The organism is Azospirillum baldaniorum (assembly GCF_003119195.2).
GTDB lineage: Bacteria > Pseudomonadota > Alphaproteobacteria > Azospirillales > Azospirillaceae > Azospirillum > Azospirillum baldaniorum.
The window spans coordinates 2,934,668-2,950,491 of record NZ_CP022253.1 but is presented as its reverse complement, the minus strand read 5'-3'; the positions used below and the strand labels follow the sequence as shown (position 1 = coordinate 2,950,491).

The 15,824-nt window shown below is 69.5% G+C and carries 18 protein-coding genes; 5 read left to right on the top strand and 13 right to left on the bottom strand.

Features of this window, described 5'->3' with window-relative positions; translation table 11 throughout:
- The first annotated feature begins 28 nt into the window (after positions 1-28).
- The 3 genes from Sp245p_RS13955 (at position 29) to Sp245p_RS13945 (ending at position 1,881) form a co-directional block, all read left to right on the top strand.
- The gene (locus Sp245p_RS13955; protein WP_014239269.1) at positions 29-985 is read left to right on the top strand and encodes an acetyl-CoA carboxylase carboxyltransferase subunit alpha; all 957 of its coding nucleotides are present in this window, start codon (positions 29-31) and stop codon (positions 983-985) included.
- Positions 986-991: 6 nt separating this feature from the next.
- Entirely contained in the window at positions 992-1,534 is a 543-nt protein-coding gene (locus Sp245p_RS13950; protein WP_014239270.1) for an MAPEG family protein, read from the top strand.
- 86 nt (positions 1,535-1,620) lie between these two features.
- Positions 1,621-1,881, top strand: coding sequence for a hypothetical protein (locus Sp245p_RS13945; RefSeq protein WP_014239271.1), 261 nt, complete (start codon positions 1,621-1,623; stop codon positions 1,879-1,881).
- Positions 1,882-1,902: 21 nt separating this feature from the next.
- On the opposite strand, the gene Sp245p_RS13940 is transcribed toward Sp245p_RS13945, so the two are convergent.
- Genes Sp245p_RS13940 through argB form a run of 3 tightly spaced genes read right to left on the bottom strand, consistent with a single transcriptional unit; the run spans position 1,903 to position 4,148 of the window.
- On the bottom strand, positions 1,903-2,886 hold the full coding sequence (locus tag Sp245p_RS13940; RefSeq protein WP_109138554.1) for a magnesium transporter CorA family protein: 984 nt from the start codon (positions 2,884-2,886) through the stop codon (positions 1,903-1,905).
- 14 nt (positions 2,887-2,900) lie between these two features.
- Positions 2,901-3,224 carry a hypothetical protein gene (locus tag Sp245p_RS13935; RefSeq protein ID WP_014239272.1) on the bottom strand — a complete coding sequence of 108 codons (324 nt, stop codon included), beginning with the start codon at positions 3,222-3,224 and terminating at the stop codon, positions 2,901-2,903.
- A 24-nt stretch (positions 3,225-3,248) separates the two neighbouring features.
- Positions 3,249-4,148, bottom strand: coding sequence for an acetylglutamate kinase (argB, locus tag Sp245p_RS13930; RefSeq protein WP_014239273.1), 900 nt, complete (start codon positions 4,146-4,148; stop codon positions 3,249-3,251).
- Between the two features lie 168 nt (positions 4,149-4,316).
- Here argB and Sp245p_RS13925 point away from each other — a divergent pair, with 168 nt between their 5' ends.
- Complete coding sequence (locus Sp245p_RS13925; RefSeq protein WP_014239274.1) at positions 4,317-4,562, top strand: hypothetical protein; 246 nt, start codon at positions 4,317-4,319, stop codon at positions 4,560-4,562.
- A gap of 19 nt (positions 4,563-4,581) precedes the next feature.
- Here Sp245p_RS13925 and Sp245p_RS13920 read toward each other — a convergent pair whose 3' ends face one another.
- The 6 genes from Sp245p_RS13920 to rpmH form a co-directional block, all read right to left on the bottom strand.
- Complete coding sequence (locus Sp245p_RS13920; RefSeq protein ID WP_014239275.1) at positions 4,582-5,850, bottom strand: cation:proton antiporter; 1,269 nt, start codon at positions 5,848-5,850, stop codon at positions 4,582-4,584.
- Between the two features lie 4 nt (positions 5,851-5,854).
- A complete protein-coding gene (gene yihA / locus Sp245p_RS13915; protein ID WP_014239276.1) occupies positions 5,855-6,517 on the bottom strand; it encodes a ribosome biogenesis GTP-binding protein YihA/YsxC in 663 nt (220 codons plus the stop codon).
- 157 nt (positions 6,518-6,674) lie between these two features.
- A complete protein-coding gene (gene yidC, locus Sp245p_RS13910) occupies positions 6,675-8,414 on the bottom strand; it encodes a membrane protein insertase YidC (RefSeq protein ID WP_014239277.1) in 1,740 nt (579 codons plus the stop codon).
- Between the two features lie 27 nt (positions 8,415-8,441).
- On the bottom strand, positions 8,442-8,729 hold the full coding sequence (gene yidD / locus Sp245p_RS13905; RefSeq protein ID WP_244439383.1) for a membrane protein insertion efficiency factor YidD: 288 nt from the start codon (positions 8,727-8,729) through the stop codon (positions 8,442-8,444).
- Between the two features lie 29 nt (positions 8,730-8,758).
- On the bottom strand, positions 8,759-9,241 hold the full coding sequence (gene rnpA / locus Sp245p_RS13900) for a ribonuclease P protein component (protein WP_014239279.1): 483 nt from the start codon (positions 9,239-9,241) through the stop codon (positions 8,759-8,761).
- A 5-nt stretch (positions 9,242-9,246) separates the two neighbouring features.
- On the bottom strand, positions 9,247-9,381 hold the full coding sequence (gene rpmH / locus Sp245p_RS13895) for a 50S ribosomal protein L34 (protein ID WP_014239280.1): 135 nt from the start codon (positions 9,379-9,381) through the stop codon (positions 9,247-9,249).
- 230 nt (positions 9,382-9,611) lie between these two features.
- On the opposite strand from rpmH, the gene Sp245p_RS13890 reads away from it, so the two are divergent.
- Entirely contained in the window at positions 9,612-11,114 is a 1,503-nt protein-coding gene (locus Sp245p_RS13890; protein WP_014239281.1) for an asparagine synthetase B family protein, read from the top strand.
- 33 nt (positions 11,115-11,147) lie between these two features.
- Here Sp245p_RS13890 and Sp245p_RS13885 read toward each other — a convergent pair whose 3' ends face one another.
- From Sp245p_RS13885 to Sp245p_RS13870, 4 genes are read right to left on the bottom strand one after another with little or no spacing between them, the layout of a single operon-like run.
- Complete coding sequence (locus Sp245p_RS13885; protein ID WP_014239282.1) at positions 11,148-12,071, bottom strand: glycosyltransferase family 2 protein; 924 nt, start codon at positions 12,069-12,071, stop codon at positions 11,148-11,150.
- Positions 12,071-13,105 (bottom strand): glycosyltransferase, encoded by a 1,035-nt coding sequence (locus Sp245p_RS13880; protein ID WP_014239283.1) that lies wholly within the window; start codon positions 13,103-13,105, stop codon positions 12,071-12,073. The genes Sp245p_RS13885 and Sp245p_RS13880 overlap by 1 nt, the downstream gene beginning before the upstream one ends.
- A 29-nt stretch (positions 13,106-13,134) precedes the next feature.
- A complete protein-coding gene (locus Sp245p_RS13875) occupies positions 13,135-14,316 on the bottom strand; it encodes an alginate O-acetyltransferase AlgX-related protein (RefSeq protein WP_014239284.1) in 1,182 nt (393 codons plus the stop codon).
- Positions 14,313-15,740, bottom strand: coding sequence for a hypothetical protein (locus Sp245p_RS13870; RefSeq protein ID WP_014239285.1), 1,428 nt, complete (start codon positions 15,738-15,740; stop codon positions 14,313-14,315). Before Sp245p_RS13870 ends, Sp245p_RS13875 begins: the two co-directional genes overlap by 4 nt.
- Between the last annotated feature and the right edge of the window lie 84 nt (positions 15,741-15,824).

The following is a 15,824-nucleotide window of genomic DNA, read 5'->3' as shown; positions in this document are numbered from 1 at the left end:
ATCCTATTCGGTCCGTGATCCTTCCGGCATGCAAACCTTCCTGGAATTCGAAAAGCCGATCGCCGAGCTTGAAGGCAAGATCGAGGAACTGCGCCACCTGACCAACGCCGGCGACATCAACATCGCCGACGAAGTGTCGAAGCTGCAGACCAAGGTCGACAAGCTCCTCCGGCAGACCTACGCGAAGCTCACCCCGGCGCAGAAGGTGCAGGTGGCCCGCCACCCCAACCGTCCGCACTGTCTGGACTATGTGAAGGGGCTGATCGACGACTTCACGCCGCTGGCCGGCGACCGCGGCTTCGCCGAAGACCGCGCGGTCATCGGCGGGCTGGGCCGCTTCCGCGGCCGCTCGGTCGTGGTGATCGGGCAGGAGAAGGGCCACGACACCGAAACGCGCGTGCGCCACAACTTCGGCATGGCCAAGCCTGAGGGCTACCGCAAGGCCCAGCGCCTGATGGACCTCGCCGACCGCTTCACGCTGCCGGTCGTCTCGCTGGTCGACACCGCCGGCGCCTTCCCCGGCGTCCAGGCGGAGGAGCGCGGCCAGGCCGAGGCCATCGCCAAGAGCATCGAGCGCTGCCTGCGCCTGTCCGTGCCCATGGTGGCCGCGGTGATCGGCGAGGGCGGCTCGGGCGGCGCCATCGCCATCGCGACGGCCGACCGGGTGCTGATGCTGGAGCACGCCATCTACTCCGTCATCTCGCCGGAGGGCTGCGCGTCGATCCTGTGGCGCAACCCCGACATGGCCGGCGAGGCCGCCGTCGCGCTGCGCCTGATCAGCCACGACCTCAAGGAACTCGGCGTCATCGACCGGGTGGTGAGCGAGCCGATCGGCGGCGCCCACCGTGACCCGGCGGAGACCATCAAGGCGCTGGGCGACGCCATTGAGGAGTCGCTGGGCGATCTCGACGGGCTGGACGGCGCGGCGATCCGCGCCCAGCGCCGCCAGAAGTTCCTCGACATGGGCCAGAAGGGCCTGGGGTAAGACGCCATGGCCGCCGCACCGGAGACCCGTCCCTCCAAGACCCGTCTTCTGCGTCTGGCGGCCACCGTCAACCTCGCCGCGGTGGCCGTGGCGCTGCTGGCGCTGTGGCTGCTGCCGCCGCTGTTCGCCCCGCCGCCCGGCATCGCCGATCCGGGCGCGCGCATGGCCTTCTGGGGTCGGCTCGCCCTGTGGCCGGCGCTGGTGCTGTTCCTGACGGTGGGCGGGGTGCTGGTCGCCCGCGCCCGTTCCGTTGCCCTGAACCCCATCGACGACGCCGAGTCGCGCTTCTACCGGGTCAGCCAGCGCGTGCTGACCAACACGGTGGAGCAGACGCTGATCTTCGTGCCCGTCCTGGCGGCGCTGGTGGCGCAGATGCCGCTGCCCGACCTGGGCTTCGCCCGGCTGGCGACCGCGCTGTTCGTGCTGGGCCGTCTGCTGTTCTGGGCGGGCTATCTGATCCACCCCTATGTGCGGGCGCCGGGCATGGCGGTCACGCTGACGGTCAACCTCGTCGTGCTCGGTTGGGCGCTGGTGCTCGCCGTCGTTTAGAGACCCGCTTTTTTCACACCTCATCTCCCCGGCGCGTCGGGCTTATGGCATGTGTTGCCTTGTGCCTTCCGACCGTTGGAGATGCCATGAAACTCCTGTCACGCTGCCCGTCTCTGCTTCAGGTAGCGCTGTCCGCGGTGCTTCTGCTGAGCGCGGTGCTCGAACTGTTCGACACCATGCTGGAGGATCTCGTCGGCGTGGAGATCACGACCGCGCACGGGCTGTTCCTGTTCGCCGCCGGCAAGATGCTCAAGGAGTGGCTGGAAGTGCGGAAGGAGTATTCCGAAGCACGGGAGAAGCTGGGCGGCGCGCGGGGCCGGGAAGCGGCCTCGTCGCAAGCCGGTTGAGCCAAACCAGCCGAGCGCCCCTTACAGCCAGCGCCGCCGCTTGAAGTAGATCATCGGCAGCGTCGCCGACAGGATCATCAGCATCACCGCCAGCGGATAGCCGAAGGTCCAGTCCTTTTCCGGCATGCTCACGAAGTTCATGCCGTAGATGCTGGCGACCAGGGTCGGCGGGAACAGGGTGACTGTCAGAATCGAGACGATCTTGATGATCTCGTTCTGCTCCACGTTGATGCGGCCCAGCGTGGTGTCCAGCAGCAGGCTGACCTTGCCCGACAGGAACTGGGCGTACTCGCCGAGTCCCGTCACGTCCTGCAGGGCGGCGCGCGCCCAGCGCCGGGTCCGCTTGGCCGGGGTCCAGCCCTCGCCGCGGGCCAGGAAGGTCAGCAGGCGGTTGAGCGTCGACAGGCTGACATGGGCCTTGCCGATCAGGTGCCCGGTGTGGCCGATGCGCTTCAGCGTGCGGGTGTCGTCCCGCCGCTCGCCCTTGACCGGCAGGGCGCGCCCGCGGAAGGCGCGGCTGCCCATGGTGTCCAGTTCCAGCCCGACACGGCGCAGGACGGCGGCGGTGCGCTCCACCACGCCATCAAGCAGGGCGGCCAGGACCGCCTCGGCCGTCAGCTCCGCGCCGCCACTGCGGGTGACGCGGCGGCGGAAGGCCAGGAAGGGCTGCGGATCGACGGTGTGGATGGTGGCGAGCCGCCCGCCGGCCAGGACGAAGCTGACCGGGACGATGCGCGGCTGGTCGGTGTCGGCCCAGACCAGGACGAGCGCGGTCATGTGCACGGCGCCGGGGGTGACGCGCAGGCGGCTCGATTCCTCGATCTCCGCCATCTGCTCCCGAGTCGGCAGCTTGATGCCCATCAGCGCCTCGGCGCGGGCCAGCTCCTCCGGGGTCGGGTTCTGCAGGTCGAGCCAGACGGCCTCGGCGGGCAGCGGGGTGCGGACGCCCTCGGCCTCGCGGGCCCAGCGCAGCCGGTCACCGTCGCAGGCGAAGACATGGAGCATGGCGGCGGCCCGCCTTAGAGGAGACGGCCGAAGCGGCGCGGCTTGCGCGGCTGGGGCGGCTGGGGCGGCTCGGCGGGGCCATCGGCGTCCCGAGCGGCGTCCCCGTCCGGAAGGTCGACGGGCGCGCCGTCCTGGCGCAGCGCGTCCTCCAGCTTGCGGCGGAAGGCCCCGCCGTCGTCCTTGGAGTCAAGGAAATGCCCGACGGCTTCCTTCGCCGAGTCGCGGTCGTAGGGGACCTTGCCGAAGACCGACAGCTTGGCGCGCTCCAGCAGCTTCGGGTCCATCCGTTCGCGGATGGCCTTCATCTGGCGGAGCAGGTCCTTGCGCACGTCGGACATGGCGGGTCCCCTTCGCTTATGCGCTCACTCGCGGCCGATCAGCGTGCCGGCCCCGCCCTCGGTGAAGATCTCCAGCAGCAGGGCGTGCGGCACCCGGCCGTCCAGGATGACGGCGGCGTCCACGCCCTGTTCGACGGCGTCGATGCAGGTCTCGATCTTCGGGATCATGCCGCCGGTCGCGGTGCCGTCGGCGATGGCGGCGCGCGCTTGGTCCAGCGACATGCGCGGCACCAGCTCCTTGTTCTTGTCCAGAACGCCGGCGACGTCGGTCAGCAGGAAGAAGCGGGTGGCGCCCAGCGCCGAGGCGACGGCGCCCGCCGCGGTGTCGGCGTTGATGTTGTAGGTGTCGCCGTTGCGGTCGAAGCCGATCGGGGCGATGACCGGGATGATGTCCGACTGGGCCAGCGATGTGATGATCTGCGGGTTCACCTGATAGGGCTCGCCGACGAAGCCGAGGTCCAGCACCTTCTCGATGTTGCTGTCCGGGTCGCGCTGGGTGCGGCGCAGCTTGCGCGCGGTGATCAGGCTGCCGTCCTTGCCCGACAGGCCGACGGCGCGGCCGCCCGCGTTGTTGATGGCGGCGACGATCTGCTTGTTGATGGAGCCGGCCAGCACCATCTCGACCACCTCGACCGTCTCCTTGTCGGTGACGCGCAGGCCGTCGATGAAGCTGGACTTGATGGCCAGCCGCTGCAGCATCTGCCCAATTTGCGGGCCGCCGCCGTGCACGACCACGGGGTTGATGCCGACCTGCTTCAGCAGGACGATGTCGCGGGCGAACTTCTCCGCCAGGCTGTCGTCACCCATGGCGTGGCCGCCGTACTTGATGACGAAGGTGCGCCCGGCGTAGCGGCGCATGTAGGGCAGGGCTTCGGACAGGGTACGGGCCTTGGCGAGCCACTCGTCGCGGGTCGTGTTCTGCACGGGATGGAGCCGTTCGTCGGGGTGGGCCAATCGGGTGAGATTCCGCCGACTCTTTAACGGAAAGCGCCGGGGGTGCCTAGGGGGCTTTTTCAGGGGGCGCCGCGTCCGGGAACCCTTGCCGCGCCCGGCGGTTCGCCCGGGGTAGGATGAACCGCAAAGGACGGTGCCATGAACGACCGCATCATGCCGACGCCGCGCAACCCCTTCACCGAGGCCCACAAGGCCGAGATGGAGGAGACCGCCCGGCGGGCCGAGGAGATCTACGGCTCCCCCGACGCCCAGGAGGTGACGGAGGCCAACAAGGCGCTGAAGGAGCAGGCGCGCGGGGGTGGAAAGGCCGGGTCGGGCCGGCTGGATTCCGAGGGGCCGGGCGCCGATCCGGTGGTGACCGGGAGCGTGCGCAAGCCCGGCTGAGGAAACTCCGGCTGAGGGATCAGGACGCGCCGGCGTGGCCCGCCCGGCGGCCGGCGATCCGTCCGGCCAGCAGGGTCATCGGCTGGGTCAGCGCGGTGACCACCACCGCCATCAGCACCATGGCGGAGAAGCAGGCCTCCGACAGCACCCCGGCTTCCAGAAGGATGGTCAGGACGATCACCTCCATCAGCCCCTTGCAGGACATCAGCGTGCCGAGCCGCCAGGAATCGGCGGCGCTCTCGCCCGACAGCCGGGCGGGCAGGGCGGTGCCCAGGACCTTGCCGGCGATGGTCACCACCGTCGCCAGCGCGAAGACCCACCATTGCGCCGAGGCGGCGAGGTCGAGATTGACCTTCAGTCCGGTCAGGGTGAAGAAGAAGGGCAGCAGGATCAGCGTGGCGAAATGCTCCAGCCGGTCCAGGATGGCAGCCGCCAGCCGCCGCGGCATGACCGTGCCGGCGACGAAGGCGCCCAGGATGTAGTGCAGCCCGATCAGCTCCGTCACCGCGGCGGAGCCCAGCAGGGCGGCGCAGGTGACCACCACCACCATGTCGCCGACGTCGCCGTCCGGGGCGATGCGGTTCATCAGCCGGGTCAGCAGGGGGCGGGCGAACAGCTCCGTCGCGGCGAGATAGGCGAAGCCCAGCACGGCGATCTGCGCCACCCCGGCGAAGCCGCCGCTTCCCCCCGCCGCCAGGGCCAGCACGGCGGTGATGAGAATCCACAGCAGCGCGTCGTTGACCGCCGCGTAGCCCAGCGCCAGCCGCCCGACCCGCTCGCCGATCAGCCCCATTTCGCGCAGGATGGCGCCCAGCACCGGCAGGGCGGTCACCCCGACGCAGATGCCGAAGCCCGCGGCGAACAGCAGCGGGTCGGCCTTCGGCCCGGCCATCTCGGGAAAGGCGGCGACGATCCACCAGCCGAGCGCCCCGCCGAGAAGCGTCGGCACCAGCATGCTCGACAGGCTGATCCCGACGAAGGCGCGCCCGCGCCCTTTGAACTCCTCAAGGTCGAGGTGCAGCCCGGTCAGGAAGGCGAAGAAGACCACGGCAAGCAGAGCCAGCCCGGAGAGCGGCGCCAGCGATCCCTTGGCGAACAGCGGCTGCCAGAGTTCCGGCGCGGCCTGCCCGAGAACCGACGGGCCGAGCGCGATCCCGAACAGGATCTGGATGACCACCATCGGGGCCACATGCTTCAGGCCGGACAGCCGCCACAGCAGAAACGGGCCGGCGATCAGCAGGATGGCCTGGATGAGGAACAGCAGGGCCGGCGTCAGCTCGACGGGCATCGGGTCATCCCAGGTTGGCGAGCTGGGCGAGGCTGGCCCGCAGCTCCGCGATGCCCTGGCCCTTCTCGGAGCTGGTGGCGTGGATCTCCGGGAAGGCGGCGGGGTGCTTCTTCAGGGCCGCAACGGTGCGCTTGCTCACCTCGGCCAGCTCCTGCGACCGCACCTTGTCCGACTTGGTCAGGACGACGACGTAGGGCACCGCCGCCTGATCGAGCATCGTCATGATCTCTTCGTCGTTGGGCTTCAGCCCGTGGCGCGAATCGACCAGCACCAGCGCCCGGCGCAGCGTGACGCGGCCGCGCAGGAAGCGGCGGACCATGTCGTTCCAGAGCTCGATCTTCTCCTTCGATTCCTTGGCGTAGCCGTAGCCGGGCATATCGACCAGCTTCAGCCGGTTGCCGAGGTTGAAGAAGTTGAGTTGCTGGGTGCGGCCCGGCGTGTTGGAGGTGCGGGCCAGCGTCTTGCGCCCGGTCAGCGCGTTGACGAGGCTGGACTTGCCGACGTTGGACCGCCCGGCGAAGGCGACCTCCGGCAGGTCGGCCTCCGGCAGCTGCTCCGCCGTCTGGGCGCCCCAGATGAAATCGCATTCCTTGGCGAACAGAAGCCGCCCCGCTTCCAGGGCCTCCTCGTCGAAACCGGAGATCGGGGAGCTGCTGGAAGAGGTCATGGACGGCGCTTTCGAAAGACACGGGGTGCGGATGATCGTGACCGGCCCAAAACATAACCGCCGGCAAACGCCCGTCAAGGGAGGCGCTTGCCGGCGGTCGATGCCCTGAAAACAGACAGGGAAGTCAGGGAAGCCGGGTATCAGGTGAAGAGAACCCTCAGGTCACCTTCACACCGTCCTGCCGCATGATGATCCACTGCTGGGCGATGGACAGGGTGTTGTTCCAGGCCCAGTAGATCACCAGACCAGCCGGGAAGCTGGCGAGCATGAAGGTGAAGATGATCGGCAGGAACTGGAACACCTTCTGCTGCACCGGATCGGGCGGTGCCGGGTTCAGCTTCTGCTGGAAGTACATGGTGATGCCCATGATGATCGGCCACAGGCCCAGCATCAGGATGTGCGGCGGCTGCCACGGGATCAGACCGAACAGGTTGAAGATGGTGGTCGGATCGGGCGCGGACAGGTCGTGGATCCAGCCGAAGAACGGCGCGTGCCGCATTTCGATGGTCACGAACAGCACCTTGTACAGCGCGAAGAAGACCGGGATCTGGATCAGGATCGGCAGGCAGCCCGACACCGGCGAGACCTTCTCGCGCTTGTAGAGCGCCATCATCTCCTGGTTCAGGCGGACCTTGTCGTCGCCGAAGCGGTCGCGCAGCTCCATCATCTTGGGCTGCAGCTTCTTCATCTTGGCCATCGCGTGATAGGACTTGTTGGCCAGGGGGAAGAAGGCCGCCTTGACGATCACGGTGAAGACCAGGATGGCGATGCCGAAGTTGCCGAACAGGCGGCCCAGCAGGTCCAGCCCGTAGAAGAACGGCTTGGTCAGGAAGTAGAACCAGCCGAAGTCGATCGCCAGGTCGAAGTTGGCGATGCCCAGCTTGTCCGAATAGTCGTCCAGCAGGCGGACCTGCTTGGCGCCGGCGAACAGGCGGTCGGTCAGCTCGATGGTGGCGCCGGGGGCGACCTCCACGGCCTTGCCGAGCGTGTCGACCTGATAACGGTCGGCGGCGCCGGGGGCGGAGTGGACAAAGCGGGCGGTGATCGGGGCCTTCTGGTCGGGGACCAGCGAGACCAGCCAGTACTTGTCGGTGATGCCGATCCAGCCGCCGGTCGACTGGGCGGAGATGGTGCCGGCCTTGCGCAGATCGTCGTACTTGTGCTCGTTCAGCTTGCCGTCGAAGACGCCGAGCGGACCTTCATGCAGGATGTAGTAGCCGTCGGTGTGCGGCGTGCCGGCGCGGCTGACCAGGCTGTAGGGCAGCAGGCTGACCGGGGCGGAGCCGGTGTTGCGCACCTTCTGGGTGATCGTGAACATGAAGTTCGGATCGACCGCGATGGTGCGCTCGAACACCAGCCCGTTGCCGTTGTCCCAGGTCAGGACCAGCGGCTGGTCCGGCGTCAGCGCGGTGCCGGCGGCGGTCCAGCGGGTGTCGGCGCCGGGAACCGGCTGCGACTTGTCCTCCGGAACCCAGCCGAACTCGGCGTAGTAGGCCTCGGGCGTGCCGGCGGGGGCCAGCAGGACGATTTCCGGGCTCTTGGGATCGGGGGTGACGCGGTAGTCGGCCAGCGTCAGGTCGTCGATGCGGCCCCCAACCAGATTGACCGATCCGTGCAGCGACGGCGTGTTGATCTTGACGCGCGTTCCGGCGGCCATCTGCTCGGCGAGCAGGCCGGCGCGGTCGCGGACCGTGGCGGGAGCCGCCGTGCCGGGAACCGAACCGGGAGCGGCGCCCGGAGCGGGCGCGGCGCCGGGGGCGACCGACTGCTCCGTCTGGGCGGCCTGCTGCGCAGCCTGCTGCTGCTTCACCCGGGGTCCATCGTAGAAATACTGGAATCCCAGGAGGATGGCGATCGACAGAGCGATCGCGAGGATGAGGTTGCGTTGATCGGTCATGGCATCCCGGTTGCCGTGGGCCTTCTGTTAAGAAGGGGGCCGAACGCCGGTTTTCAGGCCGGCATGCGAATTGCTGCATCGATGCGCCGATTCGTCCGGCCCGTGCGAACAGCGGGTGGACCGCCCCGGTTCGGGCACGGGATCATATCCCCACCCGCCCCAGGGATGGCAGCGCAGAAGCCTCCGGACGGTCAGCCAACTGCCCCGGATCGCTCCGTGCTTAGATAGCGCATCCAGCGCATAGTTTGAACAGGTCGGCTGAAATCGGCAGTGCCACCCGATGAAGGGTGACAGGGTCCACTGATAACCGACCACGAGCGCGCGCAGAAAATAGGCGAGCGGGCTCACGCGCCGACCCCCCCGCCGCCGGAACCGTCGCCGGTCCCGCCGTTGGAAGTGACGGCGTTTGGCCCGCCATTCACCTCGTTCTTTGGCGCTTCGCTCTTAGAGACGTCGCGCCACAGACCGAGGCGTTTCAGCGCCGCGATCAGATCGCCCACAAGCTCCGTCCACGGCCGTTCGGCCGTCGCGGCGCGGGCCACCAGCACGAAATCGTGACCGGGGGCCGCGTGGGCGGTCAGAATTTGGCGGGCCGCTTCGCGAAGGCGGCGGCGTGCGCGATTGCGCACGACCGCGTTCCCCACTTTGCGGCTCGCCGTCAGGCCAAGACGAATCGGCGGCTCGCCAGGGGCGGGCCGCTGCCGTTCGTCGTGTCGGCGCACCTGCAGGATAAGGCCGGGAGCCACATGCTTGCGCCGTGTACCGGCCACGGCCAGAAACTCCGGCCGCCGCTTCAGGCGCCCGACCCTGGGGTCCGGCGCCGCCATGCGTATCAGGCGCTCAGGACACTGCGGCCCTTGGCGCGACGGCGGGCAATCACCTTGCGGCCACCGACGGTCGCCATGCGGGCGCGGAAGCCATGCCGGCGCTTGCGCACGATTTTGCTGGGCTGGAACGTGCGTTTCACGGCACCATACTCCTCGATCTCAGGGCAAAAAATGAGCCCCGCTGTATAGAGGTACCGACCCCCGGAGTCAATCACGCGCTGCCACCCAAGCGTGGGAAATATTCTCCGTTCGGATGGGCGAAGGCAAGAAGGGTGGCGCAAAGGAGGGTGAAAAGGGGTAGGGCCCTGCCTCCCTTGCCGTGCGGCGTGTTTACCCCCTGACATTCGCGAAAGGTCCGGGGGAAGTCGGCATGCTGCACCGGCGGCAATTCATCGTGTCCAAAAACACCCACGCGCTCCGTCCGGATTGGGTGAGCCGTGACATCGGCGGGCTCGTCCTGTCCCATTGTCCCGACCTGCCGGTCCGGCGCGTGCTGGGCGCCGACAAGACGGTCTGGCATCTGCTGGGGCTGCCCGTGCAGACCGACCCGGCGCGCCCCGACCCGGTGGAGGCGCTGGCCGCGTCGCGCGCCGGCGACATCGCGGAACTGTGCCGCTCCTGGACGGGGCGCTGGCTGTTGCTCAACAACCGCGCGGTGCACTTGGACACCGGCGGGACGCTCGGCTGCTTCTACGGGATGGTGGACGGCGCCCTGACGCTCACCTCCAGCGCCGGAGTGATGGCCGAACTGCTGGGCGAGGAGGCGAGCTTCCGCCGCCCGCTGGCGCACGAGGCCGGGTTGGACTGGTACCCGCTGCCCGGCTCCGGATTGACGGGGGTGCGCCGGCTGCTGCCGACCCAGGTGCTCGACCCCGCCCGCCCGATGGACGATCCGGGCTTTCTGACCTTCCGCCGGCCCTTTCCCGCGGTTCCGCCGGGCTTTTCCGATTCGCTCGCCTATGAGCGGATGGAATCGATCCTGGTCACCGCCATTCGCAACCTGCACCGGACCCTGGCGGGGCCGGAGGGCGGCCACCGCCCGCTGATGCTCCAGCTCACCGCCGGCTATGACACCCGGCTGCTGCTGGCGGCGGCGCAGAAGGCCGAGGTGCCCTTCGCCACCTTCACCTTCGACCATCGCGACCTGACGCCGGGTGACCGCAAGCTGCCGCCGAAGCTGGCCCGGCTGGCCGGGGTGGAGCATCACCTGATCCCCTGTCCGCCGCTGGACGCCCAGCGCGCGCGGGACTACGCCGCCCACACCGGCGGGCACACCGCGGCGATGGACGGCGAATTCTACGCCAACGGCGCCTGGGACGGCGTGCCGGAGAGCGCGGTGGTCCTGCACGGCGGCGTCTTCGAGGTGGCGCGCTGCTTCTACTGGGGCCAGATCCCGCCGGGCCTCGCCGCCGACGGCGAGGACACCGCCGCCCGGATGTTCGACGCCTTCCGCGGCAAGCTCTACAACCCGCCGTCCCATTGCGAGGCGCTGCGCGAGTGGCTGGCCTGGGTGGCGCGGACGCCGGACGTGTTGCCGGGAGGCGCGATGGACCTGCGCGACCGCTTCTATCTGGAGCAGCGGGTGGCCGGCTGGCTGTCGGCCATCGACCAGGGGGTGGACCTGACCGGGCGGCAGCTCTTCCAGGTCGGCAACTGCGCGGATTTCCTGGCGATCGCCCTGGCCATGCCGGTGGACGTCCGCCGCTCCAGCCAGCATCAGGCGGAGCTGATCCGCCGCATGGCCCCCGACCTGCTGAGCGAGCCGATCAACCCGCCGCAGCCCGCTGTGCTGCGCCAGCTGCGCAAGCTGCCGCGCCGCCTGAACAAGCTGCGCACGGCGATCGGGCACCATCTGGCGCGGACGTCGGCGTAGGGGAGGAGGGATTGGGGGTGGCCTGCCCCCACCCTAACCCTCCCCCGCTGAGCGGGGGAGGGGATTGTGGCTTGGGGTCGGGTCGGGTTGGGGAAGGCCGGGTGCGGCCGTCCTGGACAGGTGCAGCCAGCGGCGGTAGGCGTCCTCGCTCACGGGGGCGCGGTGCTTCAGGCCGATGCGCAGGATCTCCGGCAGGGCCAGCAGAACCTTCAGGTCGGTCAGCCGCGGGCCGTGGCGCAGATTCTTCCAGCTGTTGCCGATCCAGCTCCGCGCGAAGCGCCAGGGCAGCAGGCCGGCGGGGCAGCGGGCCACCTCGCGGATCAGGTCGTTGCGATGGTTGTAGAAACGCTCCAGCCCCGGCTTGCGGCCCTTCTCGCTCTTGTCGTGATAGACCATGATTCCAGGCAGCGCGACCACCCGGTGGCCGGCGCCAATCAGCCGCAGGCAGCGGTCCTTCTCCTCCCCCTGGCGGTACAGCTCCGGCATGTAGAGGCCGACGGCGGCGACCGCGCTGCGGCGCAGCAGATGGCCGCAGCCGACGTACCAGGGCGCGTCGAAGGGGTCGGCCTGCGGCGGGAAATAGACCAGCCCGTCGCGCGTCTCGATGTTGCAGGCCGCCGCCGCCACGTCCGCGTGCGTCTCCATGTAGGTCACCGTCCGGGCGAGGCCGTCCGGCTCGGCGAACCAGGAATCGTCGTCCACCGACAGCACGTAATCGCCCGCCGTGTTCACGAAGCCGAAGTTGCGGGCGTAGATCAGCCCGGCGTTGTGCGGCAGCCGGACGTAGCGGACGGTCGGGAACTCCGCGCGCACCATGGCGTCGGTGCCGTCCGTGGACCCGTCGTCCACCACCAGGATCTCCGCGACAGGGTGCGTCTGGGCGAGCAGGCGGGACAGCGCGGTGCGAAGCTCCGGCGCGCGATTGAAGGTGGCGATGACGGCGCTGACGCTGGGCATCAGGCGACCTCGCTGGAAGAGGACGAGGCGGTGCGCGGCCGTTCGGGCAGAGGCAGCCGGACCGGCGGGCGCTTCAGCTCCTCTGGATACTCGTCGCGCAGGCCGGACAGGTAGCTGTCCAGGAAGACCCGCAGGCCGCGGAAGTCCCGGTTCACCAGATAATGGGCGGTGTATTTGGCGATCATGCGCGGGATCACCCCGGCCTTCTCGTAGTTGGCGTGGATGTAGCCCATGTTGCGGAAGAAATGCGGCGCCCGGTCGGCGCGCATCGTCTCCACCGTGCCCAGCCGGCCGCCCAGCACCTTGTGCTCCGTCCGCGACATGCCGGGATGGATGTGGAGCGCCTTCACCGCCGTGCCGACCTTCAGCCCGGCGCGGCGGGCGCGCAGGGTGAACTCGTATTCATCGCCCCAGATGAACATCTCGCGCTTCACGTTGCCGATCCGCTCGAACACCACCCGCCCGATCAGCGTGCCGTTGAACAGGGCGATGGTGCCCGGCACCAGCCCGTCCACCGCCCGAGCCATCAGGCTGTCGGGGTCGCGGGTGCCCTGCATGGGGAAGGCCAGGGTGGAGCGGTCCTCCGCCGCCAGCACCAGCGGGCCGACCATGGACAGGCCGTGGTGCCGCGCCTGGGCCAGCAGCTCGGCCAGCGCGCCGGGCTGCGGGATGCCGTCGTCGTCGGTGCTCCAGATCCAGCGGGCGCCGAGGCCGAGCGCCGTCTCGAAGGCGGTGTGGTAGGCGCCGGCGGACCCGCAGTTGGCCTGCCGCACCACGACCAGCGCGTCGTCCCACTCCTCCGCCTGAGCGGCCAGCCACTCGGGCGTGCCGTCGCTGGAGCCGCTGTCCACCACCACCAGCCGCTCCGGCCGCGGGTGCTGGCCGAGGATCGCCGCGACGCAGGTGGCCAGAAGCGGCAGGCGGTTGTGGGTGACGACGATCGCCACGACGCCGTGGGCAATGTCCGTCGAAGCGATGTCTGTCGAAGCGATGTCCGCCGGGGCGCTGTTTGCCGAAAATTGGTCCTGAGCCATGGCTGGGCGGTTCCTCCTGGTCCTGTCCATCAGTCGGTTTGGGTGCGCGCGGGGGTGCAGTCGCCCTGGCCCGGCCGGCAGGGCAGGATGGCGACGTCGGGCGAGGGATCGGTGGCGCCGGACAGCACGCCCAGCCGCCCCAGCGTGCGGGCGACCGCGCGCGCCGCGTAGAGCTGCCCCTCCAGCCCCCAGCGGCTGCCGTTGGGCGCGTAGAGGTCGCGCACCCCGCCGGCGGCCAGCGCCGTCAGGCCGGAGGCCAGCGGCACCGCCTGGAGCGTCGGATCGGCGGCCATGACCTCGTCCACCGCGGACCGCTGGGGCGGCGGATCGAGCAGGAAATCGGCGTAGACCGTGCCCTTGTCCGGCGCGATCAGCAGCAGGAAGCGCGTCACCCCGTTGGCCTCCACCGCGTCCTGGATCGCGTGCAGCCCGGCGCGGCGCTCCTCCAGCAGGCGGTGGTCGGTGCGCCAGGGCTGGAAATCCTCCGCGCGGAAGAGGGTGGTCGTCGCGGCAGCGGAGCTGAACAGGCCCGCATAGGCCAGGGACCGCTCCTCGACCGGGCCGCCGGCCACGTTCAGCAGCGCGCGCGGCAGCGCCTTGACCAGCAGGTCCAGCGCATGGCCGATGGGCGGCGGGTTCCAGGCCTGCGCGCGGGCGCGTTCCAGGGACCGCGGCTGGCGGTTGAGGGGCTGGACGGCGAGGGGGCGCAGCGTCGTCATCCCGTGGGGGCGGGGGGTGGTGACGGTGGACAGGTCCAGCCCGCCGACGGGCTCCCCCAGGTCGCGCTCCGATAACTGCAGGATCACCACGCGCGGCGGGCGCTCCCGGAAGTCGGCGGAGGCCAGATAAGCGGCCAGCGGCGTGGCGCCCGCGGCCCGCACGCCGACGGTCAGGCCGGTCAGGTTGCGCAGATGGTCGGTCCAGTAACGGCCGTAGCGGCCGTGGCGCTCCTCCGCCTCGGGGTGGGAGAAGCCGTCGCCGAACACCAGCGCGTCGTAATCGGCGCCGGGCCGCGCCGCCTCGGCCAGCGGCGGCACGAAGATCGCCTGGGGCGTCCTGGGGCCGAAGCGATTCTCCGCGTAGCCGCCCAGCTCCGTCAGGTCGCCGTCGGGCGGGTCCAGCACGAAGGCCAGCGGCAGGACCAGAGCCGCGGCGAGGGCCAGCCCGCGCAGAACGATCCTGTTGAACCCGCCCTTCACCGGTCGCCTCACGCCCGGTCCGCGGGGAACCGGACGCCGGGCAGGCGGAAGGCGGGCTTGTGGAAGACGGACATGCGGCTTTGGGCGAGCGGCGATCCGGCGGAGTCGCCGATCCACAGGCGCAGCGCCTTGGTCGCGCCGATCCACAGCAGGATGGGCAGCAGCGAGAAGAAGCCGAACTTGACGATGGTGATGTTGCCGTCGCGGTACCATTGCAGCGACAGCGGGATGAAGGCGCAATAGAACAGCACCGCGTAGCGGTTGGTGAAGCCCGACTCCCAGAACCAGCGGTGCAGCCGGCCCAGGATCAGCCCGACCACCACCATGGTGACGATCACGCCGATCCACCCCGCGCTCATCCAGCCGTCGCCGGCCAGCGAGGTGGTCAGGTTGGAGAAATTGCCGAAATCGTGCAGCGACACCCATTTGACCGGCGCGCCGATGGGCTTGTCCGGCCACAGCATGCGCGGGATCGGCTCGGTGAAGAGCTGGAGATACTGGGTGAACCAGGTGTAGGTCCCCGACTGCTGCGGCACCGCCCACAGGATGAAGGCCAGGAAGTCGAAGTTGGCGATGTCCTGATTCGACACGCTCTCGACGAAGGAGCCCTCGCCACCCTGGAAGATGCTGAACAGCTTGCCCGGATTCTCGGTGCCGGCCAGCACGCCGCGCAGGAAGTCGCGGTTGTTGCCCAGCGTGTGGAACAGCAGCAGCACCGGCAGGCCGCAGGCGAGCTGCCACCAGCGGAACCACTTGGTGCGCGTGTGGTAGAGGATCAGCAGCACCATGCCCAGCACGCCCATGATGATGGCCCAGCGCCCCCAGCCCAGATAGGCGCGGTAGCTGACGAAGGCGATGAAGGGGATGAAGGACAGCGGGTGGAAGCGGCTGACCCAGATGATGCCCAGCGTCAGCGGCAGACCCATCGAATGGGCCTCGGCGATGTAGCCGGTGGTGTTGACGTAGACCGGCTGGCCGGTCAGCGGGTCACGCTCCATCTGCACGTCGCCGGTGCCGGTGAAGTCGGCGCCGTCCTGGCGCAGGATGGCCGAATAGATGGCCAGCGGCCCCAGCGCCGCCACGGTCAGGGCGAAGGCGGTGATGTCCAGCCGGTCGAAGGTGAAGGTGGGCGCCCGGCTGAGGTCCGGCTTGACCCGCCCGGCCCAGCCGCAGGCGATGGAGAAGGCGACGAGCGCGACCGAACTGACCGTCAGCGATTTCACAAACTCCGCCGCGCTCGGCCAGTAGCCCATGAACAGCCAGGCGTTGTCGATGCCGAAGCCGTGGACCAGCAGCGGGCGGATCACGAAGACCAGCGTGTGGAAGATCAGATAGTAGGTCAGCGGGTGGAACATCGACGCGGTGCCGGTGCTGAGGAACACCACGGCGACCAGGGCCACCACCAGCACCTGCGCGATCAACGCCGTTTCGATCATGCCGGACTCCGCCTTACCTCGTGAACGCGCGTCACCGCCAGCCACGGCCCGTGGTGACGGCCGGTGGGGCGGTGTCGTCGTGCC

Coding starts and splice junctions, on each gene's coding strand:
- Sp245p_RS13955 (WP_014239269.1), top strand. CDS start 29: ATGCAAACCTTCCTGGAATTCGAAAAGCCGATCGCCGAGCTTGAAGGC.
- Sp245p_RS13950 (WP_014239270.1), top strand. CDS start 992: ATGGCCGCCGCACCGGAGACCCGTCCCTCCAAGACCCGTCTTCTGCGT.
- Sp245p_RS13945 (WP_014239271.1), top strand. CDS start 1,621: ATGAAACTCCTGTCACGCTGCCCGTCTCTGCTTCAGGTAGCGCTGTCC.
- Sp245p_RS13940 (WP_109138554.1), bottom strand. CDS start 2,886: ATGCTCCATGTCTTCGCCTGCGACGGTGACCGGCTGCGCTGGGCCCGC.
- Sp245p_RS13935 (WP_014239272.1), bottom strand. CDS start 3,224: ATGTCCGACGTGCGCAAGGACCTGCTCCGCCAGATGAAGGCCATCCGC.
- Sp245p_RS13925 (WP_014239274.1), top strand. CDS start 4,317: ATGAACGACCGCATCATGCCGACGCCGCGCAACCCCTTCACCGAGGCC.
- Sp245p_RS13920 (WP_014239275.1), bottom strand. CDS start 5,850: ATGCCCGTCGAGCTGACGCCGGCCCTGCTGTTCCTCATCCAGGCCATC.
- yihA (WP_014239276.1), bottom strand. CDS start 6,517: ATGACCTCTTCCAGCAGCTCCCCGATCTCCGGTTTCGACGAGGAGGCC.
- yidC (WP_014239277.1), bottom strand. CDS start 8,414: ATGACCGATCAACGCAACCTCATCCTCGCGATCGCTCTGTCGATCGCC.
- rnpA (WP_014239279.1), bottom strand. CDS start 9,241: ATGGCGGCGCCGGACCCCAGGGTCGGGCGCCTGAAGCGGCGGCCGGAG.
- Sp245p_RS13890 (WP_014239281.1), top strand. CDS start 9,612: ATGCTGCACCGGCGGCAATTCATCGTGTCCAAAAACACCCACGCGCTC.
- Sp245p_RS13885 (WP_014239282.1), bottom strand. CDS start 12,071: ATGCCCAGCGTCAGCGCCGTCATCGCCACCTTCAATCGCGCGCCGGAG.
- Sp245p_RS13880 (WP_014239283.1), bottom strand. CDS start 13,105: ATGGCTCAGGACCAATTTTCGGCAAACAGCGCCCCGGCGGACATCGCT.
- Sp245p_RS13870 (WP_014239285.1), bottom strand. CDS start 15,740: ATGATCGAAACGGCGTTGATCGCGCAGGTGCTGGTGGTGGCCCTGGTC.